The 20,477-nt window shown below is 67.3% G+C and carries 17 protein-coding genes and 2 pseudogenes; 17 read left to right on the forward strand and 2 right to left on the reverse strand.

The genetic code is table 11. From position 1 onward, the window contains the following. Window positions 1-2 precede the first annotated feature (2 nt). From ispG to VFZ97_02945, 13 genes and pseudogenes are all read left to right on the forward strand, one after another. Entirely contained in the window at window positions 3-1,262 is a 1,260-nt protein-coding gene (ispG, locus tag VFZ97_02885; GenBank protein HEX6392359.1) for a flavodoxin-dependent (E)-4-hydroxy-3-methylbut-2-enyl-diphosphate synthase, read from the forward strand. A 165-nt stretch (window positions 1,263-1,427) separates the two neighbouring features. Continuing rightward, window positions 1,428-2,684 carry a GNAT family N-acetyltransferase gene (locus tag VFZ97_02890; GenBank protein ID HEX6392360.1) on the forward strand — a complete coding sequence of 419 codons (1,257 nt, stop codon included), beginning with the start codon at window positions 1,428-1,430 and terminating at the stop codon, window positions 2,682-2,684. Between the two features lie 35 nt (window positions 2,685-2,719). Next, window positions 2,720-4,126, forward strand: a complete 1,407-nt coding sequence (gene proS, locus VFZ97_02895; GenBank protein HEX6392361.1) for a proline--tRNA ligase — start codon at window positions 2,720-2,722, stop codon at window positions 4,124-4,126. Between the two features lie 219 nt (window positions 4,127-4,345). Next, a complete protein-coding gene (gene rimP, locus VFZ97_02900) occupies window positions 4,346-4,918 on the forward strand; it encodes a ribosome maturation factor RimP (protein HEX6392362.1) in 573 nt (190 codons plus the stop codon). Next, window positions 4,915-6,249 (forward strand): transcription termination factor NusA, encoded by a 1,335-nt coding sequence (nusA, locus tag VFZ97_02905; protein ID HEX6392363.1) that lies wholly within the window; start codon window positions 4,915-4,917, stop codon window positions 6,247-6,249. Before rimP ends, nusA begins: the two co-directional genes overlap by 4 nt. Window positions 6,250-6,341: 92 nt before the next feature. After that, window positions 6,342-6,668, forward strand: a pseudogene (locus tag VFZ97_02910) (YlxR family protein). Between the two features lie 9 nt (window positions 6,669-6,677). Beyond that, window positions 6,678-6,767: pseudogene (locus VFZ97_02915) on the forward strand (hypothetical protein). A gap of 934 nt (window positions 6,768-7,701) precedes the next feature. After that, window positions 7,702-8,055, forward strand: a complete 354-nt coding sequence (locus VFZ97_02920; GenBank protein HEX6392364.1) for a hypothetical protein — start codon at window positions 7,702-7,704, stop codon at window positions 8,053-8,055. 86 nt (window positions 8,056-8,141) lie between these two features. Then, complete coding sequence (gene infB / locus VFZ97_02925; protein ID HEX6392365.1) at window positions 8,142-9,869, forward strand: translation initiation factor IF-2; 1,728 nt, start codon at window positions 8,142-8,144, stop codon at window positions 9,867-9,869. Between the two features lie 12 nt (window positions 9,870-9,881). Then, window positions 9,882-10,178, forward strand: a complete 297-nt coding sequence (locus tag VFZ97_02930; protein HEX6392366.1) for a DUF503 domain-containing protein — start codon at window positions 9,882-9,884, stop codon at window positions 10,176-10,178. Beyond that, window positions 10,175-10,597 (forward strand): 30S ribosome-binding factor RbfA, encoded by a 423-nt coding sequence (gene rbfA, locus VFZ97_02935; protein ID HEX6392367.1) that lies wholly within the window; start codon window positions 10,175-10,177, stop codon window positions 10,595-10,597. Before VFZ97_02930 ends, rbfA begins: the two co-directional genes overlap by 4 nt. Further along, complete coding sequence (gene truB / locus VFZ97_02940) at window positions 10,591-11,472, forward strand: tRNA pseudouridine(55) synthase TruB (GenBank protein ID HEX6392368.1); 882 nt, start codon at window positions 10,591-10,593, stop codon at window positions 11,470-11,472. Before rbfA ends, truB begins: the two co-directional genes overlap by 7 nt. An 11-nt stretch (window positions 11,473-11,483) precedes the next feature. Then, the gene (locus tag VFZ97_02945) at window positions 11,484-12,422 is read left to right on the forward strand and encodes a bifunctional riboflavin kinase/FAD synthetase (GenBank protein ID HEX6392369.1); all 939 of its coding nucleotides are present in this window, start codon (window positions 11,484-11,486) and stop codon (window positions 12,420-12,422) included. Window positions 12,423-12,433: 11 nt separating this feature from the next. On the opposite strand, the gene arfB is transcribed toward VFZ97_02945, so the two are convergent. Next, window positions 12,434-12,895: an alternative ribosome rescue aminoacyl-tRNA hydrolase ArfB gene (gene arfB / locus VFZ97_02950; protein ID HEX6392370.1), complete on the reverse strand. Its 462-nt coding sequence runs from the start codon at window positions 12,893-12,895 to the stop codon at window positions 12,434-12,436. A 154-nt stretch (window positions 12,896-13,049) separates the two neighbouring features. Here arfB and rpsO point away from each other — a divergent pair, with 154 nt between their 5' ends. The 4 genes from rpsO (at window position 13,050) to VFZ97_02970 (ending at window position 19,682) form a co-directional block, all read left to right on the forward strand. Then, entirely contained in the window at window positions 13,050-13,307 is a 258-nt protein-coding gene (rpsO, locus tag VFZ97_02955) for a 30S ribosomal protein S15 (protein ID HEX6392371.1), read from the forward strand. A 223-nt stretch (window positions 13,308-13,530) separates the two neighbouring features. After that, window positions 13,531-15,930, forward strand: coding sequence for a polyribonucleotide nucleotidyltransferase (locus VFZ97_02960; GenBank protein ID HEX6392372.1), 2,400 nt, complete (start codon window positions 13,531-13,533; stop codon window positions 15,928-15,930). Beyond that, window positions 15,927-17,171, forward strand: a complete 1,245-nt coding sequence (locus VFZ97_02965) for a pitrilysin family protein (GenBank protein HEX6392373.1) — start codon at window positions 15,927-15,929, stop codon at window positions 17,169-17,171. Before VFZ97_02960 ends, VFZ97_02965 begins: the two co-directional genes overlap by 4 nt. A 276-nt stretch (window positions 17,172-17,447) precedes the next feature. Next, window positions 17,448-19,682 carry an amino acid permease gene (locus VFZ97_02970; protein ID HEX6392374.1) on the forward strand — a complete coding sequence of 745 codons (2,235 nt, stop codon included), beginning with the start codon at window positions 17,448-17,450 and terminating at the stop codon, window positions 19,680-19,682. On the opposite strand, the gene VFZ97_02975 is transcribed toward VFZ97_02970, so the two are convergent. After that, window positions 19,679-20,473 carry a DUF4118 domain-containing protein gene (locus VFZ97_02975; protein HEX6392375.1) on the reverse strand — a complete coding sequence of 265 codons (795 nt, stop codon included), beginning with the start codon at window positions 20,471-20,473 and terminating at the stop codon, window positions 19,679-19,681. The two genes, VFZ97_02970 and VFZ97_02975, sit on opposite strands and share 4 nt — an antisense overlap. Window positions 20,474-20,477: the final 4 nt, after the last annotated feature.

Genomic DNA, 20,477 nt, shown 5'->3' on the forward strand with positions numbered 1-20,477 from the left:
AAATGGCTACCGCCCAGTCCCGTTACCCACGCCGCCCGACCCGCCAGGTGGTGCTTCGTCACCCGAGGAACGAGGTCCGCGTCGGAGGCGGGGCCCCCATCAGCGTTCAGTCCATGACGATCACCAAGACGGCTGATGTCGAAGGGACCCTCGCCCAGATCTATGAGTTGAACGCAGCCGGCGCCGACATCGTCCGGTGCACATGCAACGAGAAGGAAGCGGCTGAAGGGCTCGCTCGGATAGTTCCGCGGAGCCCGGTCCCGATCGTCGCCGACATTCATTTCCACGTCGAGATGGCGCTCGCCGCGCTGGAGGCCGGCGTGCACTGCCTCCGGCTCAATCCCGGCAACCTGCGCAAGCCGGAAGAGATCAAGCTGGTCGCCCGGGAGTGCAAGGACCGCGGCGTGCCCGTGAGGATCGGCGTGAACGCCGGGTCGCTCGACCCGCGGCTTTACAAGAAGTACGGCGGCGCAACTCCCGAAGCGTTGGTCGAGTCGGCGCAGATCGAGCTCGGCCTGTTCGCCGAGGAGGGCTTCGACGACGTCAAGATCTCGGTCAAGGCGTCGAACGTTCCTCTCATGATCGAGGCGTACCGGCAGCTCTCCGAAGTGACCGACCACCCGCTCCACCTCGGCGTCACTGAGGCCGGACCCCCCCCGGCTGGAACCATCAAGGCCACCGGTGGAATTGCCACACTGCTTGCAGAAGGGATCGGGGACACGATCCGCTATTCGCTGACCGCCGACCCGGTCGAGGAGGCCCGCGCCGGTCGCGTCCTTCTGGAGGCGCTCGGCCTGAGGGAACGCACGTCGGTCGACCTCATCGCTTGCCCCGCTTGCGGGCGCGCCGAAATCGACGTGTACAAGGTCGCCCAGGAGGCGCAGGCCGCTTTGGAGAACCGCGAGATCCCGCTGCAGGTCGCAGTGATGGGCTGCGTCGTGAACGGGCCCGGGGAAGCGCGTTCCGCAGACCTGGGCATCGCGGCCGGCCGGCACCGAGGCCACCTGTTCATACGCGGGCAGATCGTTCGGGTGGTGCCCGAGGACGAGATGGTGACCGCCCTGGTCGACGAGGCCGAGAAGCTCGTCAAGGAAGGCATCGCCGCCCGTCTCGCCGCCGCGGACTCGTCGGCTGCCGCGGAAGCGGAGGCCGATCGCGCCGCGCTTCTAGACGCGAAAGGCGCGGATGCCAACCAGAGCGAGGCCCGCGTCGAGTTGATCGATCGCCGACTGCGCGAGGCCGACGCCGGCGACAGCGAATAGTGGCATGTTCAGCCACCCGTCGCCGGCTTTGTGGAATGTAGTAGGGGTGCGTTGAGCGGGGTCTCTGCCACAAAAGGCTGGACGGCTGCAGCAACATTCCACAAAGCGCGGGCTTGTAGCCTTATTCGTTAGCGGCCGACCCCGGCGAGGACAACACTGGTGCGCATGGCACCGACGGTGAGGCGTCTGGAGTCCGGGGAGGAACTGGCGTTTATCAAGTCGGTGCGCGTGCCGTTTTTGGAGGCATCTACAGGTGGCGCCGACGACGAAGCGTCGGATCGCCGTCACGCCGCCAGGATCGACACCCAGCGGGCGTTCGTCGTGGAGGACCGGGGTCAGTTCGTCGGTAACTCGATCGTCAGGACGATGGACCTCACCGTGCCTTCCGCACCCGGCCGGCGCTGCCCGATCGTGCCGATGGGCGGAGTCAGCATGGTGGGGGTGCACCCCACTCACCGCCGGCGCGGCTTCCTCAGCCAGATGATGGAGCGAATGCTCGATGACTGCCGTTCCCGGGACGAGCCGATCGCCGGGCTGATCGCGTCCGAGTCGATCATCTACGGAAGGTTCGGTTTCGGGTTGTCGACCGATGCCGCCGTGTACGAGCTCGAGGCGTCAAGATCCGCTTTCAGCCGGCCGGTCCCTGAGATCCAACTGCGCGTGGTGGAGAAGGACGAGGCGACGAAGCTTCTTCCGGATCTTTGGGAACAGAGCCGAACCGGCCACGCCGGTGAGCCCAACCGGACGGCTCAGTTCTGGGACGACATATTCGAAGACCGACCAGAGGAGCGCGGCGGAGCCGGGCCACTTTTCTTCGTGGTCTCCGACGACGGTTACGCGACCTACCGCGCCCGGGAGAATGGCAGCGTCCTAATGGGCGACTTCGTAGACGTCGTTGTCGAGGAGATCTGCTCCGCGAACCCCGAGTCCGAGGCCGCGCTCTGGCGTTTCGTACTCGACCTCGACCTCGTGGGCAAGGTCACCTTCCGGCGGAGGCGGGTTGCCGAGCAGGTTCGCTGGAGGATGAAGGATCCACGACGACTCCGCACCCTTCACGTGTTCGACCGTCTCTACGTCCGTGTCCTCGACGTTCGTGCCGCGCTCGAGGAACGGGGATACCCGACCGAGGGACGTTTGGTGGTCGACCTCCTTCCGGCCGACGCGGGGCGGGACGGGGATCCTGCCGTGGGGATCTGGTCGCTCGAGGCGGGACCCGACGCATCGGAGTGCCGGCCCGCCCCGGGCGCCCAGCCGGACTTGCGAATGCAGGTGACCGACCTCGGCTCGCTCTACCTAGGAGGGGTGAAGGCCTCGACGCTCGCCGCCGCCGGCCGGGTGGAGGAATTGACCGCCGGCAGCCTCGGAGTCGCCGATCGGCTGTTCGCGGCCGACCCGGCTCCGTTCACCGTGACCGGCTTCTGAGCCGGGCGGTCTTTTTCCCGTAGCTTCTAATCCTCATGGCATCGCCGCTGACCCCCAGGGACAAGGACTTTCCCCGCTGGTACCAGGACGTCATCACCCAAGCCGAGCTCGCTGACAACGGCCCTGTCCGCGGCACCATGGTCATCCGCCCCTGGGGCTACGCGATCTGGGAGCGGATGCAGGCCGAGCTCGACGACCGGATCAAGGCTGCCGGTGCCGAGAACGCCTACTTCCCGTTGTTCATCCCGGAGTCGTACTTGAAGCGCGAGGCCGAGCATGTCGAGGGGTTCAGCCCCGAGCTCGCCGTGGTGACCTACGGCGGGGGCCGGAAGCTGGAAGAGCCGGTCGTCGTGAGGCCCACGAGCGAGACGGTCATCAACAGCTTCTTCGCCAAGTGGGTCCAGAGCTACCGGGACCTGCCCCTGCTGATCAACCAGTGGGCGAACGTCGTCCGTTGGGAGCTCCGCCCCAGGCTGTTCCTGCGCACGAGTGAGTTCCTCTGGCAGGAGGGCCACACCGCGCACGTCAGCGAGGAGGAGGCGCGGGCATACGCGCTCCGGATTCTTCGCGACGTTTATGTATCGACCATGGAGGAGGTCCTCGCGGTGCCGGTGCTGACCGGCCACAAGACCGCGCGGGAGCGATTCGCCGGCGCGATCCGGACGTGGACCTGCGAGGGGATGATGGGCGACGGCAAGGCTCTTCAGATGGGCACGAGCCACGAGCTGGGCCAGAACTTCGCCAAGGCGTTCGGGATCCAATTCTCCTCGGAAAGCGGTTCGCTCGAGTATGCGTGGCAGACCTCCTGGGGGGTCTCGACGCGGCTGGTGGGCGCTCTGATCATGTGCCACGGCGACGACGCCGGGCTCAGGCTGCCTCCGGCGCTGGCTCCGGTGCAGGTGGTCGTGGTGGTTGTGCGCGATGACGAGGGTGTGCGAAGAGCCGCCGAGGCAATCGTGGGCGATCTTCGAAGCTCGGGTGTCCGGGTTCGGCTGGACGACCGGGTCGAGACGTCGTTCGGAAGGCGTTCGGTCGAGTGGGAGCTGAAGGGCGTTCCGGTACGGGTGGAGGTCGGTCCGCGTGACCTGGCCGAAGGTCGGGTGACTCTCGTCCGGAGAGACAGGCAGGAGAAGAACCCCGTCGGGCTCGCCGGCGTCGCCGTGGAAGTGGGAGCGGTGCTGGGGGAGGCGCAGAGGGTGTTGTTTTCGGAGGCGGAGGCGCGCCGGGAGTCCAGGACCAACCGCGTCGAATCTCTCGAGGAGGCGGTATCGGCTTCGTCGGACGGGTTTGGTGTGATCTCCTGGGATGCCGTCGGGACCGAAGGAGAGATAAAGCTGGCCGGGGAGGGGGTCAGCGTGCGTTGTCTGCGGCGCGAGGACGGTTCGCTTGCTTCGACCGACGACGAGCCGGGGCTCCAGGCGGTGGTCGCCCGGGCCTACTGACCCGGGCCTACTGACCCGGGCCTACTGACAGGTCCCCACCCTGTGGACGAGGTGGGGTTCGGGGGCCCGGACGCGCACATGTCACAGCTATAATGAGGTGAACCGCCTACCCAGGCGGTTGCTGGCGTGGGCCGCACCTGCGTGGGCAGGGTGCCCACGCTTTTGTTTGCGTATGTGGGATTTTGAGACGGTACGAGATGACAGAGGAGGTGACCAGGGGTGGGATCGGCTGAAGCTATCCGAACCATTGTCGAGCCTGCCCTCGGGTCGGCCGGACTGGAGCTCTGGGACGTCGAGTCAAGCCGCGGTCTGGTGCGCGTGCTCGTCGACGCCCCCGGTGGAATCGACCTCGACACCCTCTCGGAGGCCAACCGCATCATCTCGCCGCTTCTGGACGAGCACCCGGAACTGACCCCCGCGGGCAGCTACCAGCTCGAAGTGTCGAGCCCCGGCGTCGAGCGGACTCTCCGCGATCTCGACCACTACCGCCGCTACGTCGGCTCGGAGATCAACGTCAAGACCACCGAACCGGTCGAAGGCGGACGCCGCCACCGCGGTCGACTGGTCGCCGCAGACGAGGCCGCGATCGAGATCGAACCGTCGGACCGCCCCGACGTTTCCGTGCTTCGGATCCGACACGACCAGATTGAACGTGCCCGCACCGTCCTGGTGTGGGGACCCACTCCAGCGCCCGCTGCGAGACGCCGTGGTGCCCGGACCGGCACCGGTGCTTCTGTCGCCAAAGCGTCCGCCGCGCCCGCTGCCCTAGATGCGAAGGACGCAGGATCATGAAAGACACTTTCGCTTTCCTCGACGCTCTCCAGCAGATCGCCAAGGACAAGGGCATCAGCACCGACACCCTTCTCGACGCCTTGAGCGGCGCGCTCGTCGCCGCGTACAAGCGGCTGCCGAACGCGGCGGAGGAGGCTGTTGTCACGATCGATCCGGAGACGGGTGACATCCGCGTGTACGGCCAGGAGCTGGACGAGGACGGCTACGTCATCCGGGAGTGGGACGACACGCCGAAGGACTTCGGGCGTATAGCCGCGCAGACCGCCAAGCAGGTCATGACCCAGCGGATCCGCGAAGCCGAGCGCGACCTCAAGTACGAGGAGTACGCCGGCCGCGAGGGCGACATCGTCACCGGGATCATCCAGCAAAGCGACAACAGGTACACGCTGCTCGACCTGGGCAAGGTCGAGGCACTCCTGCCCCAGGCGGAGCAGGTCCCTTACGAACGCTACGAGCACGGCGCCAGGCTGAAGGCCTACATCGTCGAGGTGCGCAAGACCACTAAGGGCCCGCAGATCGTGGTCAGCCGGACCCACCCGGGGCTGATCAAGCGCCTGTTCGAGCTCGAAGTACCCGAGATCTCGAGCGGCGTCGTCGAGATCAAGGCGGCGGCGCGCGAGCCGGGTCACAGAACCAAGATCGCGGTCTGGTCGAACGACCCGAACGTCGATCCGGTCGGGGCTTGCGTGGGCGCTCGTGGCGCGCGGGTACGGATGGTCACGAACGAGCTGCGCGGCGAGAAGGTCGACATCGTCCCGTTCTCCGACGACCCGCGCGAGTTCGTAATGCGTGCCCTACAGCCGGCGAAGGTGAAAGAAGTCCACCTGGACGAGCTGAGCGGCACCGCGACTGTCGTGGTGCACGACTTTCAATTGTCGCTGGCGATCGGTAAGGAGGGCCAGAACGCCCGTCTGGCCGCCCGTCTCACCGGCTGGCGGATTGACATCAAGAGTGAGACCCAGATCGCAGAGGAGGAGGCCTACGCCAACCAGGAGTGGGCCGAAGGCGAGTGGGTGACCAACGAGGCCGGCGAGATGGTCTGGCAGCCCGCCGAAGGTGGGGAAGCGGTCTCCGCCGAGGAATGGTCGCAGTCGAACGAGGAAGTCCTTCTCGACGAGGAAGACGGTCAGCTCCTCGCCGAGCAAGCCACTGACGGGGAGGTCGTCGACAACTCCGCAGGACCGGCCAGTGACGTCGCTCCGGCAGAGACTCCTGCAGAGACCCCGGCAGAGACCCCCTCAGAGACTCCTGCAGAGACCCCAGCAGGGGCTCCGGCAGAGACGGTCCCTTCTGGCGGAGATACCGCCGCCGGCGAGGAGGGCGACCGGTAGCCGCCGGCCGAGCCGGGGATCTCGAGCAGACCAGGCCGGAGTCTTCCGGATCGGCCGAGCCGCAGCCTGAGGGTCCTGAAAGGACCTGCGTCGGCTGCAGAAGGAAGGGTTTCGCCGGTACGCTGGTGAGGGTGGCCCGCCGCCCCGACGGGTCGCTCGTGGCCGATCGGGATGTTCCCGGGCGCGGAGCCTGGTTGTGCCGGGACCCCGCAACGGGCGGCATCGCTATTTCTTGCCTCGGCGCCGCGGTCCGGCGCAACGCCTTTAGCAGGGCGTTTAGGGGACCGGTCACCGCCGGGTCGTGGGAAGCGCTGCGGGTGACGCCGCAAGAACGTGCGAACATGGAGGGTGCTGCCCGAACCGGTCAGCGAAGCGGACACCAGAACGAGAAGACGAGCCAGAACACCAGAAGGGATTGACGCAGGAACTTGCCGAAGAAGATCCGGGTTTACGAGCTAGGACGTGAGCTCGGCCTCACTAACAAAGAAGCTCTCGATCTCTGCGTGCAGCTTGGGATCGGAGTAAAGAGCCACTCCTCGAGCATCGAGGAGCAGCAGGCCGACCGCGTCCGCCGTAAGGCGGATCAAGAGGGATTGCGCCGCCCCGTGCAACCCGACGGGGACGGGGAGAAGAAGGCTGACGGGGCCAAGAAGGCCGACGAAGCCAAGAAGGCGGCTGCCCCAGAGGCCGAGCCAGTACCGGCCGGGTCGAGGGCATCGGGTGCTTCTACCCGGACCGCGGAGCCGGCGAGGGTCGCACAAGCGCCCTCGGCGGAGGCCCCCGCGGCCCGAGGCACAGACTCCCCTGCGGCCCGAGGCACAGAGGCCCCCGCAGCCCGCACCGCTGACACCCCGAGGGCCCGCCCTGCGCCCCCCACCTCTCAACCGCATGCTCCCGCGGCGTCTCCGGCTACGACCCCGGTAGGACCCTCAGGCCAGCCGCAAGCGCCGGCAGCAAGGACCGCGGGACAACAGCCTCGGCCCCAGGCCCCGGCACCACAGCCCCGCCCGCAGGCCCCGGCACCACAGCCCCGCCCGCAGGCCCCGGCGGCAAGCGCGCCCGCGCCAGCACCCGCTCCCGCTGCTCCCCGACAGCCCGGCGGCCCCGGCCAGGCAAGGCAGCCCGCCTCGGCTCCCGCGGCGCGTCAGACCGGCGCGGGTCCTGCCGCCCGTACAGGCCCCGGTCCGGCAGGCCGCCAGACCGGCGGCCCTCAGGGTCCAGGGGTGCGTGCCCCCGCAGCGAGTCCCGGTCAGGGCGGCCCTGGGCAGGCGCCTCCGGGCGCAGACGGGACCGGTCAAGCAGGCCCTGGACAGGGGACTGGCTCGGGACGTGGCGCCGCCCAGCCCGACGGCCCCATGCTTTCATCATCCGGCAAGCCGATCCCGCCGCCGCCCGGGTCGCGGCGGCCGCCGATGTCGGCTTCCGGCAAGCCGATTCCGCCCCCTCCGGGGCGTGGTCCTCGCGCGCCCGGTGCCGGCGCCGGCCCAGCGGGTGGAGGCGGTCCTGCCCGAACGGGCGGATCCGGCGGAGGCCGTCCCGGTGGCGCCGGCGGTGGTTTCCGCAGCGGACCGCGCCCGGCACCCGGCGGCGCAGGTGGCGGCTTCCGGGGAGGTCCCGGTGGCGCTGGCGGCGGTGGTGGTTTCCGCGGAGGTCCCGGTGGTGGCGGAGGCGGAGCTCCCGGCGCAGGGGCTGGAGCACCTGCGCGAGGTGGCGCTTTCGGCAACCGGGGTGGAGGGCGGCCGGGTGGGCGCCGTCCGACCCGCAGGCGCCGGCGGAACATCGAGGAGCTGGAAGCTCAAGAGCTAACCCACTACACGCCTTCGAACGCGCCCGTTCCCGAAGGCGAGATCATCGTCGAGCGCGGGTCGACCGCCCAGGAGCTAGGGCCGAAGCTGAACCGGTCCGGCGCCGACGTGGTGCGGTTCCTGTTCCAGCAGGGCGAGATGGTCACGACCACGCAGTCACTCTCCGACGACATGATCGAGCTGTTCGCCGCCGAGCTGGGCGCGGACATCCGCCTCGTCGATCCCGGCGAGGAAAAAGAAGCCGAGCTTCAGGCCAAGTACTTCGACGACGAGGAGGAGGACGACGAGGACCTCCGGCCGCGGCCGCCGGTCGTGACCGTCATGGGTCACGTCGACCACGGCAAGACACTGTTGCTCGACCGGATCCGGGAGACGAACGTCGTCGCCGGCGAGGCCGGCGGGATCACCCAGCACATCGGCGCGTATCAGGTCACCTACAACGGCCAGCTCATCACGTTCATCGACACCCCTGGCCACGAGGCCTTCACCGCAATGCGTGCGCGCGGCGCAGAGGTCACCGACATCGTGATCCTCGTCGCCGCCGCCGACGACGGCGTGATGCCCCAGACGGTCGAGGCAATCAACCACGCCAAGGCCGCCGACGTCCCGATCATCGTCGCCATCAACAAGATCGACCGCGCTGAAGCGGATCCCAACCGCGTCATGCAGCAGCTCTCGGAGCAGGGCCTGGTTCCCGAAGCCTGGGGTGGCGACACGATCATGGTCGAGATCTCGGCGCTCCAGAACCTCGGGATCGAGGAGCTGCTCGAACAGGTTCTGCTTGTCGCGGAGCTGGAGGAGCTTCAGGCCAATCCGGAGGGTCGTGCCCGCGGGATCGTGCTCGAGGCGAACCTCGACGCCGGCAAGGGCCCGGTAGCGACTGTCATCGTTCAGTCCGGCACCCTGCGAGTTTCGGACTCGGTGGTCGCGGGGGCCTCGTGGGGCCGCGTCAAGGCTCTCCTCGACGACAACGGAGACAACGTCAAAGAGGCGAGCCCCTCAACCCCCGTTCAGATCCTCGGTTTCGACATCGTTCCATCCGCCGGCGACGAGTTCCGTGTCACCGACAAGGCCAAGACTGCGCGCGACATCGCCGAGCAGCGCGAGCAGCGCTACCGCGCGGTCGACCAGCGCCGCACGTCGTCGGCGACAGGCACCGGGGCAAAGCTCGAGGACATCTTCGAGCAGATCCAGCGCGGGGAGACCGCCACGCTCAACCTGGTCCTCAAGGCCGACACTCAGGGATCGCTCGAAGCGGTGACCGAAAGCCTGCGCAAGCTCGAGCGCGACGAGGTCAAGTTGTCGTTCATCCATCGCGCGGTTGGTGGAATCACCGAGAACGACGTCAGCCTCGCCGAGGCCTCGAACGCGACCATCATCGGCTTCAACGTGCGACCTGATCGTGGCGCACGCGAACTTGCCGAGACTCACGACGTGGAGATCCGGACCTACGAGATCATCTACAAGCTGATCGAGGACATCGAGAGCGCCATGGTCGGCATGCTGGCTCCCGAGTTCGAGGAGGTCATCACCGGCGAGGCAGAGGTCCGCGAGATCTTCCGCGTCCCCCGCGTCGGAGCGATCGCCGGTTGCTACGTCCGACACGGCGTCATCACCCGCGGCTCGAAGGTCCGCTTCCTGCGCGACGGAGTCATCATCTGGAAGGGCGCGATCACGTCTCTAAAGCGCTTCAAGGACGACGTGCGCGAGGTCCACGAGGGATTCGAGTGCGGCATAGGCTTGTCGAACAACCAGGACCTCCGCCAGGGCGATGTCATCGAGACCTACGAGGAGCGGGAGATCCCCCGCACCTAAAAGGGGCCGGCCTTGCATGTCGCCTCGCTGACCATGGAGTTGCGCCTCCCCGCGGCGCACTCTCTCAAGGAAAAAAGGGCAGCCCTTCGCCCCATCCTCGACGGTGCCCGCCGGCGCTTCGCTGTTGCCGCCGCCGAGGTCGGGCGGCAGGACGCCTGGCATCACGCGATCGTGGGTATGGCTGCAGTCTCAGGTTCGGCGAGCCACGCGCGTGAGGTGCTGGACTCGGTGGAGAGGTTCGTTTGGTCGTTCCCCGAAGTGGAAGTCACGTCGGCGAGTCGCGGCTGGATGAGCGACGAGGACTCGTGACGGGACGAAGCAGGCGGGCTTCCGCGCACGCTGCACGTCAGTTTCCGCGCACGGCCAGGGTGAACGAGATTCTGCGCGAGGTGCTGGCTGACGCGCTCGAACGAATGGAGGATCTCGACGAGAGGCTCGGGTTGCTGACCATCACGGCAGTCGAGTGCGAACCCGATCTGCGGCACGCGGTCGTGTTTTTTTCCTCCCTGGACGACGAAACCGCGACCGCACTGTCGGAGTCGCGGGTTCGGTTGCAGGGGGCGATCTCATCTCAGGTTCGCCTGAAACGGACGCCCCAGCTGCGGTTCGCCGCCGACCCGGCCGTCCAGGCGGGGCAGCGGGTCGAGGACATCCTTCGAACGATTCACACCGAGGAGGGCAAGTCGGGGGAGACCGGTGAGGGTCAACGCCCGGAGGAGTCTTGGTAGACGGCCTCGCGGTGGTCGACAAGCCGGCGGGCATGACCAGCCATGACGTCGTGAGTCGCTGCCGCCGGATCTTCGGCCAGCGGAAGGTGGGCCACGCCGGCACCCTCGATCCCGACGCGACAGGGGTCCTCTTGGTCGGGCTCGGGCGGGCGACGAGGTTGATGCAGTTCATGAGCGGGCTCGCCAAGTCGTATACGGCCGAGGTCGTCCTGGGGACGGCGACCTCCACGCTCGATGCGTCCGGCGAAGTCGTCGGTCGGTGGGATATGGCGGGAGTGACGATCGAGCAGGCGAGAGCAGCCGGGCTTGCGCTCACGGGCGAGATCCAGCAGGTGCCGCCGATGGTTTCCGCGTTGAAAGTCGGCGGCCGGAGGCTCCATCAGCTGGCCCGGTCAGGGGTCGAGGTCGAGCGCGCACCCCGGCCGGTGACGGTGTTCCGCTTCAACATCGATCGGCAGGTTGCGCCGGACCCCGTGTTCGACGTCAGCGTGGACTGCTCGTCCGGTACCTACATCCGCGTGCTTGCGGCCGATCTCGGCGCGGCGCTGGGCGGCGGGGCTCACCTACGGGCCTTGCGGCGAATCGCGGTCGGGCCCTGGTCGGCCGACGACGCGGTGCCGCTCGACGCGCTGGACGTCCCTTCGGTGCGCCCCCTTGCGGAATCCGTCCCGTGGCTTACCCCGGTGAAGGTCGACACCGAGGTCGCCGCCCAAGTGGCCAACGGCCGGGTCCTGGACCGCGCGGTCCTCGGGATCGACGGTGACTCGGTGGGGCCGTGGTCGGTAATCGGACCCGACGGCGACCTGCTTGCCGTGTACCAACCGCACCGGGGCGGGACCGCGAAGCCCGCCGTTGTTGTGACCATCTCTCGGTAACCTCGGCGGCAATGGAGGTCCTCCACCATCCCGGCGAGTGCGTCTCCGCGCGTCCGTGTGCGGTGACGATCGGCGCGTACGACGGGGTTCATCTAGCGCACCGGCAGGTGATCGAAAGGGTGCGCCGCGAGGCGGCCGATCTCGGAGTCGCGTCCGCAGTGGTGACCTTCGACCAGCATCCGGCTTCGATCGTCCGGCCTGAGTCCGCCCCGAAACTGCTGACCGACCTCGACCAGAAAATCGAGCTGCTGGGGGAGACCGGGGTCGACTACGTGCTTATCGTCCGCTTCGACGAGGAGCGCGCGGAGGAATCGGCGACGGACTTCGTGCGCGAGGTGCTCGTCGGCTGCCTGTCGACTCGGGCCGTCGTGGTCGGGCACGATTTTCACTTCGGTTACAAGCGGCGAGGCAACGTCCCGCTTCTGCAGGAGATGGGGGCGGAGCTCGGCTTCGACGTCACAGGCGTCACCCTTTTCAGTGAAGGCCCGGGCGCGCAGCCGATCTCATCGACTCGTATCAGGTCCCTTCTGGCCGACGGCGCCGTCAAAGAGGCATCGCTGCTGCTGGGAAGGCTTCATCAGGTTCGTGGTGTGGTGGTCCACGGTGACGAGAGGGGACGGCTCCTCGGTTTCCCGACCGCGAACCTCGCCGTGCCTTCCACGATCATGGTGCCGGCGGACGGCGTCTACGCAGGCTGGTACATCCGCCCCGGTGGCGCCCGGCTGCCGGCGGCGCTGTCGCTGGGTAGAAGGCCGACGTTCTACGAGCGCGAGGACAGCTCGCTGCTCGAAGCTCACGTGCTCGACTTCGACGGCGATCTGTACGGCGAGGAGGCACGGGTCGAGTTCGCCGACCGGATCAGGGGCCAGGCGCGTTTCGAGACCGTCGAGGCCCTCGTGGAGCAGATGGGGCGGGACGTCGAGGAGTGCCGCACGCTGCTCGGGGTGTAAGCCGGCGCCGCTCACGGATCGTCGGAGCTGCCCCGCTGCCGCTGGCGCTGCCGCTGCCGCTTGAGATCGCCCCGCCGGCGCTTTTCCTCGAGCCGGCGCCTCTGCGAGGCCTCGGTCGGTCGGGTCGGGCGCCGGGTCCGCTCGACCTTCAGCCCGGCGGCGAGGCGAGCGCGCAGCCGGTCGAGAGCGAGCTGGCGGTTCTGCGCCTGGGAGCGGCGCTCGCCGGCGGACGCGGTGACCGTCGGTCCCAGCCGGTCGAGGAGACGCTGCCGGGCCCAGCCCCGAAGGCTGGTCGAGGCGGCGATGTCGAAGGTGACCTCCGCTCTGGTGTTGGACGTGTTGGCGTGCTGGCCACCGGGACCGCCGGCGGGGGAGAACCGCCAGTCGAGTTCTTCGAGCCGGATTTCGACGCCCGGCGTGACGCGCAAGGCGTCGCCGCGGCCCTGTTCCGGGGCATCGCTCTCATCGGTCACAGATCACCCCAGCTGCTAACATCGCCTTTGTGACCGGCGGAGCCGGGCGCGCCCGGTCGTCGGTTCCCAGGAGCTGGGCGACCGGTCACGACCCGATGTGCCGTCATGCCGACGAGGCATTCGTCAAAACCAATCCCGAGGAATACCTGCTTTCATGCCAGACAAAGCCGCAACGATCGCGACCTACCGTACCCACGAGACCGACACCGGCTCGCCGGAAGTTCAGGTCGCCATCCTCAGCGAGCGAATCGCACATTTGACCGAGCACCTTAAGATCCACAAGGGCGACCACCACACCCGGCGCGGCCTGATGAAGCTCATCGGACGGCGGCGCCGGCTACTCGACTACGTGCGCGACAACGACGTCGAGCGTTACCGCGAACTGATCGCCCGGCTCGGCCTTCGCCGATAGCCCGATGACCCGACAAGCCGTACTGGCTTTGGGCCCGACCAACAGCCGAGCTGTCCGATAACCACATCGATAACCACATGATGAGATACGAGCGGCAACAGAAGGTCAGCTGCCAGTCGAGAACCTCCCGTGTCCCCAACACTTCCGGGAGGCTTTCGACTGGGAACTGGCCCGACCGCCGCTCCAACCGCCCCGGATGGGGCAGCAGAAAGGAGCGTGCCACATGGCCGCCACTACCCAGCCTTCAACGAGGGTCTCTGCCCCGCTAAGCGGGACCGGCAAGGTCCTCACTTTCGAGACCGGGCTTCTTGCGCAGCAGTCGCAAGGAGCGGTCGTCGGCCGCATCGGCGACACCCTGGTTCTGGCGACCGCGAACGCGGCTTCAGGGGTCAGGGAGGGAATCGACTTCTTCCCGCTGACCGTCGACGTCGAGGAGCGCATGTACGCGGCCGGGAAGATCCCCGGCTCGTTCTTCCGGAGGGAGGGCCGGCCGGCGGACACTGCGATCCTGACCGCCCGCCTGATCGATCGGCCGCTCCGGCCCAGCTTCGCCGACGGGTACCGGAACGAGACCCAGGTCGTGGTGACCGTGCTCGGCGCCGACCTCGAGAACCCCCACGACGTACTGGCGATCAACGCCGCGAGCGCCGCCCTGATGCTCTCCGGCATACCGTTCGAAGGACCGATCGGCGCGGTGCGCATCGCTTTCAACGGCGAAGGCAAGTGGGTCGCCCACCCGACGTACCACGAGGGTGACGCCTCCGCGTTCGAACTGGTCGTCGCCGGCCGGGAGACGAGCGGCGGGGACATCGCGATCATGATGGTCGAGGCCGGTGGGACGGAAGCAGCGTGGGGTCTTTACCAGTCCGGATCCCCGAAGGTGACCGAGGAGGTCATCGCCGACGGTCTCGAGCAGTCCAAGACCTGGATTCGGGAGAGCATCGAGCTTCAGCGCCGGCTCGTCTCCGAGGCGGGGTCCCGACCCCCCCTTCCCTACGAGCCCCAGGTCGACTACGGCGATGACGTGGCCGCGCGGGTGGCGGAGGTTGGAACCGATCGGGTCGACAAGGTCACCACGATCACTGCAAAAGCGGAGCGCGAGGCCGCGACCGAGGAGGTCGCCAACTCGATCCTGGCCGAGCTGGCCGGCGAGTTCGAGGGCCGCGAGCGGGAGATCAAGGCCGCGGTGCGTTCGCTCACGAAGAAGCTCGTACGGCAGCGCATCGCGACGAGCGGCGTGCGGATCGACGGCAGAGGCCCGACGGACATCCGCCCGCTTTCGGCGGCGGTGGGCATCGTTCCGACCGCCCACGGATCAGGGCTGTTCCAGCGGGGTGAGACCCAGGTGCTCAACATCACCACGCTGGGTATGCCGAAGATGGACCAGCTTCTCGACACCATCGGCGTCGACGACAAGAAGCGCTACATGCACCACTACAACATGCCGCCCTACGCGAACGGAGAGACCGGCAGGGTCGGAAGCCCCAAGCGCCGCGAGATCGGGCACGGTCTCCTCGCTGAGCGTGCTCTTCTCCCCGTGGTTCCACCTGCGGAGGAATTCCCCTACACGCTACGGCTGGTAAGCGAGGTCTTGTCGTCCAATGGGTCGACGTCGATGGCGTCGGTATGCGCGTCGAGCCTGTCGCTGATGGATGCCGGCGTTCCGATCAAGGAGCCGGTCGGCGGCATCGCCATGGGCCTGGTGAAGGTCGACGACCAGTACGTCACGCTCACGGACATCCTCGGCGCCGAAGACGCGTTCGGCGACATGGACTTCAAAGTCGCCGGCACGGCTGACTTTGTCACCGCGCTCCAGCTGGACACCAAGATCGATGGCCTTCCCGCATCCGTCCTGGCTTCAGCCCTGCGTCAGGCGCGCGAGGCTCGCCTGAAGATCCTCGACGTAATGCACCAAGCGATCGGGGAACCGCGTCTCGAGGTTCGCGACACCGCGCCGAAGATCGTCAGCTTCGAGATCCCGCTCGACAAGATCGGCGAGGTCATCGGGCCCAAGGGCAAGGTGATCAACGCGTTGCAGCAGGAGACGGGCACCGAGATCGCGGTCGACGACGACGGAGTGATCGGCACGGTCACCATCGGGGCGAAGGACGGCGGTGCCGTCGCCGAAGCCCGCCGGCGGATCGAGATGATCCTGGACCCGCCGAAGGCCGAGGTCGGCGCCGTCTACAGCGGGCGGGTCGTGAACGTCACCAAGTTCGGTGCGTTCGTGAACATCCTTCCCGGGCGCGACGGACTGGTGCACATCTCCAAGCTCGGTCAGGGCCGCCGGATCGACAAGGTCGAGGATGTCCTCGACCTCGGCGACGAGGTCGAGGTCCGGGTGGACGACATCGACCCGCAGGGGAAGGTGTCGTTGTCGCTCGCAAGCAGCCCGCCGGCAGAAACGTCGCACGGCGGTAACTCCGGTGGTTCGTCTTCACGCGGGTCTGGTCGCGAGGGCGGGTCGTCGGGTGATGCCGGCGAGGTTTCATTCGAGGACACCTGGGAGGCCGAAGCCCAGGAGACGTTCGGCGACCTCGGTCCGGGCGAGATGGTCGGAAGCCGCGACCGCAGTTCTGGGGATCGCGGCCCACGCCGCAACCCGCGCCGGCGCCGCCCGTGAACTTCCGCACCACCGTCCTGCCCGAAGGGCTCACGGTGGTGACCGAGCAGATGCCGGGCGTGCGCTCGGCAAGCATCGGTTTCTGGGTGGGCACCGGTTCGGTTGACGAGAACCCGAACGAGTCAGGGGCGTCCCATTTTCTCGAGCACCTTCTCTTCAAGGGAACCGACGAACTCAGCGCCCTGAGCATCGCCGAGTCGATCGACTCGGTGGGCGGCGACATGAACGCCTTCACCACGAAGGAGTACACGACCTTCTACGTCCGCCTGCTCGGCGAGGACGCGGGCATGGGGGTGGACATCCTGTCGGACATCATGTGGTCGCCGGCGTTCAGGCTCGACGAGATCGAATCGGAGCGGCAGGTGATACTCGAGGAGATCCTTATGCACTCGGACGAACCGGCGGATCTCGTTCACGACGTGCTGGCGGCCGCTCTGTTTCCTGGCCATCCGTTGGGGCGCAAGGTGCTTGGCGAGGCCGAAACCATCTCGCGAATGAACCGCGACCACATCGCGGCCTTTCACCGGGAGCACTACCTGCCCGGCAACATTGTCGTCGCGGCCGCCGGGCAGCTCGATCACGACGAGATCGTCGAGCGGCTCGGATCACGGCTCGCCGGACGTGCCGGAGGCTCGGCACCGGGCCGCATCGCGCCGGCGACCCCGGCGTCGCGGGTCGAAGTTCTGCGCCGCAGGACCGAGCAAGCCCATCTCGCCGTCGCCGTACCTGCACCGGACCGGGACGATGACGAACGCCACGCGATGAGCATCGTCGAGCACGTGCTCGGAGGCGGCATGTCGAGCCGGTTGTTCCAGTCGATCCGCGAGGAGCGTGGGCTGGCGTACTCCGTGTACGCGTACCGGCTCGGGTTCCAGGGAGCCGGCGCCCTCGCGGTCTACGCGGGAACCTCCCCGGACAAAGCGGCCGAGGTTCGCGACCTCATCCTCGACGAGATCCAGCGCGTCGCCGAGGAGGGGATCACCAAGGCCGAACTCGACAGCGCCCGCAGCCACATCAGGGGCTCGATGGCCCTCGGGCTTGAGGACTCCGGCGCGCGGATGAGCCGCATCGGGCACAGCCAGCTGGTTCACCGCAAGGTGCTCGCCGTCGAAGAAGTCGAGCAGAGGCTCGCCAACCTCACCCTCGATCAGGTCAACGAGACGGCCCGGCGCTGGATGTCCCGCCCGACCACGGTGGCGTGCGTGGGACCATTCGACGCCGACGACTTGGCGGCCGCGTAAGCCGATCCGACCGCCTGGGAGCGGAGCAGCCGTATCCGAGCTCCGCGGACTGATTAGGGTGCAAGCTGCTGGTTAGCTCGGGAGGGATCAGCGATCAACGACGGATCTGCCACTGAAATACCACCCGCCGCGGACGGCAACGTCCGCGTCACCCCGGAGGGGGACGGGAAGCCCCTCCCGGGATGGACCAACCCCAAGGTCGGGCTGTCGGACGTTTCCGTCCCCCGAGAGTCCACCGCGTACCGGCTGAAAAAGCGCCTGCTAGGCCCGCCGCTGATCAGCGAGCGCCTTAAAGAGGAACGCCTCGGCAAACCGACGGCCCTCGCGGTGCTTTCCTCCGACGTCATGTCCTCCTCGGCGTACGCCACCGAGGAGATCCTTCGGATCCTGATTCCCGTCGGCGGCTTGGCGGCGTTCGCCTTGGTGACGCCTGTGACGTTGATCATTCTCGCGGTGCTCGCGGTCGTGACGATCTGCTACCGGGACGTCGTGCGGGCGTACCCAAAGGCCGGCGGTTCCTACGTCGTCAGCCGAGACAACTTCGGCCCGAACGTGGCTCAGATCGCAGGGGCTGCCCTGCTCATCAGCTACACCATCACGGTGGCCGTTTCGGCGGCGGCGGGAACGGACGCGATTGTCTCGGCCGTGCCTCCTCTCCGGCACGCCATACTCGGGTTGTCAATCGCCTTCGTGGTTGCCATCGCGTACGGCAACCTCCGGGGGCTGCGGGAAGCCGGTCGTCTCTTTGCGATACCGACTTACTTCTTCATCGCGAACATGGGCGTGCTGATCGTGAGCGGCCTCGTCAAGGCGGCTGCCGGAGACCTGGGTCACGTGCCGGTGCACCGCGGACAGATCCCGCTTGGTCAGGAGGGTGGAGGGTTGCTGCTCGGAGTTTCCTTGTTCTACGCGGCGAAGGCCTTCGCCAACGGGGGCTCGGCGATGACTGGCACTGAAGCGATCTCGAACGGGGTGAGCGTGTTTCGCGATCCGCAGCCTCGGAACGCAAGGACAACGCTCGCCATCATGAGCTCGATCCTTGGCTCGATGTTCCTTGGTGTGTCGATACTGGCGGCACTCGGACATGCCCGGCCCTTCGGCTCGGGCACCCCTACGGTCATTTCGGAGATCGGCAAGCTCGTATACGGGCCCAGCGCCGTCGGCTCGCTTCTGTACGGATGCCTTCAGGCTGCGACCGCGGCGATACTGATTCTGGCTGCAAATACCAGCTTCACAGGCTTTCCGTTCCTCGTGAGTTTCGTCGCCGAGGATTCCTTTCTGCCGCGGCCATTGACGGTCAGAGGACACCGCCTGGTCTTCTCGAACGGGATCATCGTCCTCGCAGTTGCGTCGATCGCCCTGCTGGTCGCGACGCAAGCGCGAGTCGCCTCGTTGATTCCCATGTACGCGATCGGGGTGTTCACCGGATTCACGATGGCCGGCGCCGGCATGACCAAGCATCACCTCACCCATCGCGAGCAGGGATGGCGACGCGGTGTAGCGGTCAACCTGACCGCTGCCGTGGTGTGCCTGCTCGTGGTGCTGATCTTCGCGATCACCGAGTTCACCAGCGGCGCGTGGGTCGTGGTCGTAGTGCTTCCAATCTTGGTCTACGGACTGATGAAGACGAACGCTCAATACCGCGCCGAGGACACCGTCCTCGGCGAAGGAGCTGCCCTTCAGGCATGCGAGGCACCGGTCCTTCGGCGCCATGTTGTGATTGTGCTGGTCGACCGAATCGATCTGGCGACTGCCAGGGCCATCCAGTACGCACGAAATCTCAACCCGGACGATCTCTACGCCGTGCACTTCAACGTCGACGACAAGCGTGCTGATGCGGTCATGCGGAGGTGGCGGGATCTCGGGTTGTCGTCACTGCCGTTGGACGTCGTGGAGGTCGCCGATCGACGGCTAGGACGCGCGGCGCTCGAAATGGCGGCGAAAGCGGCGGGCGACGGGCAGACCGAAGTCAGCGTGTTGATCCCCATCCGAACCTACCGGCGAGGGCTCGGTCTTCTTCTGCACGGCCGGAACGCCGACCGTCTCGTCGAGTCGCTTGGCCGAATACCCCACGTCAACGCCACCTTGGTTCCGTTCAACGTCGCAGATATCTCGCAGACCCAACGCGAGCTCACCGCTAGGGACCTCCGTTTGGACCCCGACCAGAAACCGCCGGCGTCGTCTGGGAAGGTCTCCGCCACAGCGATTCCGGGCGCTGTACCGATCTCGGATTTGAGCTTCCGAAAATCGGCCAAAGTCGTAGGTCGCATCAGAGCGGTCCGCATACAACCCTGGTCCGGTGTCCCCGCTCTGGAGTGCACCGTCGTAGACGGCAGCGGTGCGGAGCTCCTTGTCGTGTTCCTCGGGCGGAGGGAGATACCCGGGGTTCGGATAGGTACCGAGCTGCTTCTCGAAGGAATGGTCGGAGAGCGGCGGGGCCACCTCGCCATGATCAACCCTTACTACGAGTTGCTCTCGGTGCCCGAAAGCTCGTCCGAGGCCAGCGCCTAACGGACTAGGTGCATCCGCCGGCGCCGGGTCGGCCCTCCCGGCGACGGATCTGGTTGGGACCCGGCCAACGCCGCTCCAGCCTGGTCTGCCAGGCCGAGAGCGACGGCGAGGCGGTCCCTAGAAGGCGGATCACCCGAAACCGTCATCCGGTATCGACCCACCACTTCGCTTCCGAGCCAGACCGGAAGATCGATGTCCCGCGTTGCGGTCACCTTCGGGCCGAGGGCTATGAGGGAAGCCTCGCGCGAGACACACAACCGCTTTCCGCTCGGAGGCCCGAATTCGAACTCACAGTCCTCGAGGTGCAGCAACTCCTGCAGCTCCCCGGCAAGAGCACGGACGACGACCGCGGCCTCCTCGCCAAGAGCGATCAATCCCGCGGCAGCGCTCAACACCGCGAAATCCTCACCACGCTTGTCGGCGATCAGGCGGTAAGAGCTCAACCGGGCGCTTAGCTCGCCCACACACAGGCCCGCCACGAGAACAGCAATGGCAGTGACGACGTCGCGTAGGTGTGTGATGAGCAATTGCCCGTAGGGGGCGGTGTCGAACAGGTCGAACGCGAAGGTACCCGCAAGGGCACCGACGGCGGCGGCGGTCCTCCCTCCCGCCGCCGCTGCCACCCCCACAGCGAGCACGACGGTCAGAGCGGCCGTCGTGTTCGGAAGGTCTGACCGGATCGGTATCCACGCTGCAGCTGCACCGACCGGCAGCCCGGCTGCCGCCATGACGGTGAGCAATCGGATTTTGCGCGATGGGCCGACTCTGATGCTGAGATCGTACGGCAGCATCAGC

The organism is Acidimicrobiales bacterium, assembly GCA_036378675.1.
Lineage (GTDB): Bacteria > Actinomycetota > Acidimicrobiia > Acidimicrobiales > Palsa-688 > DASUWA01.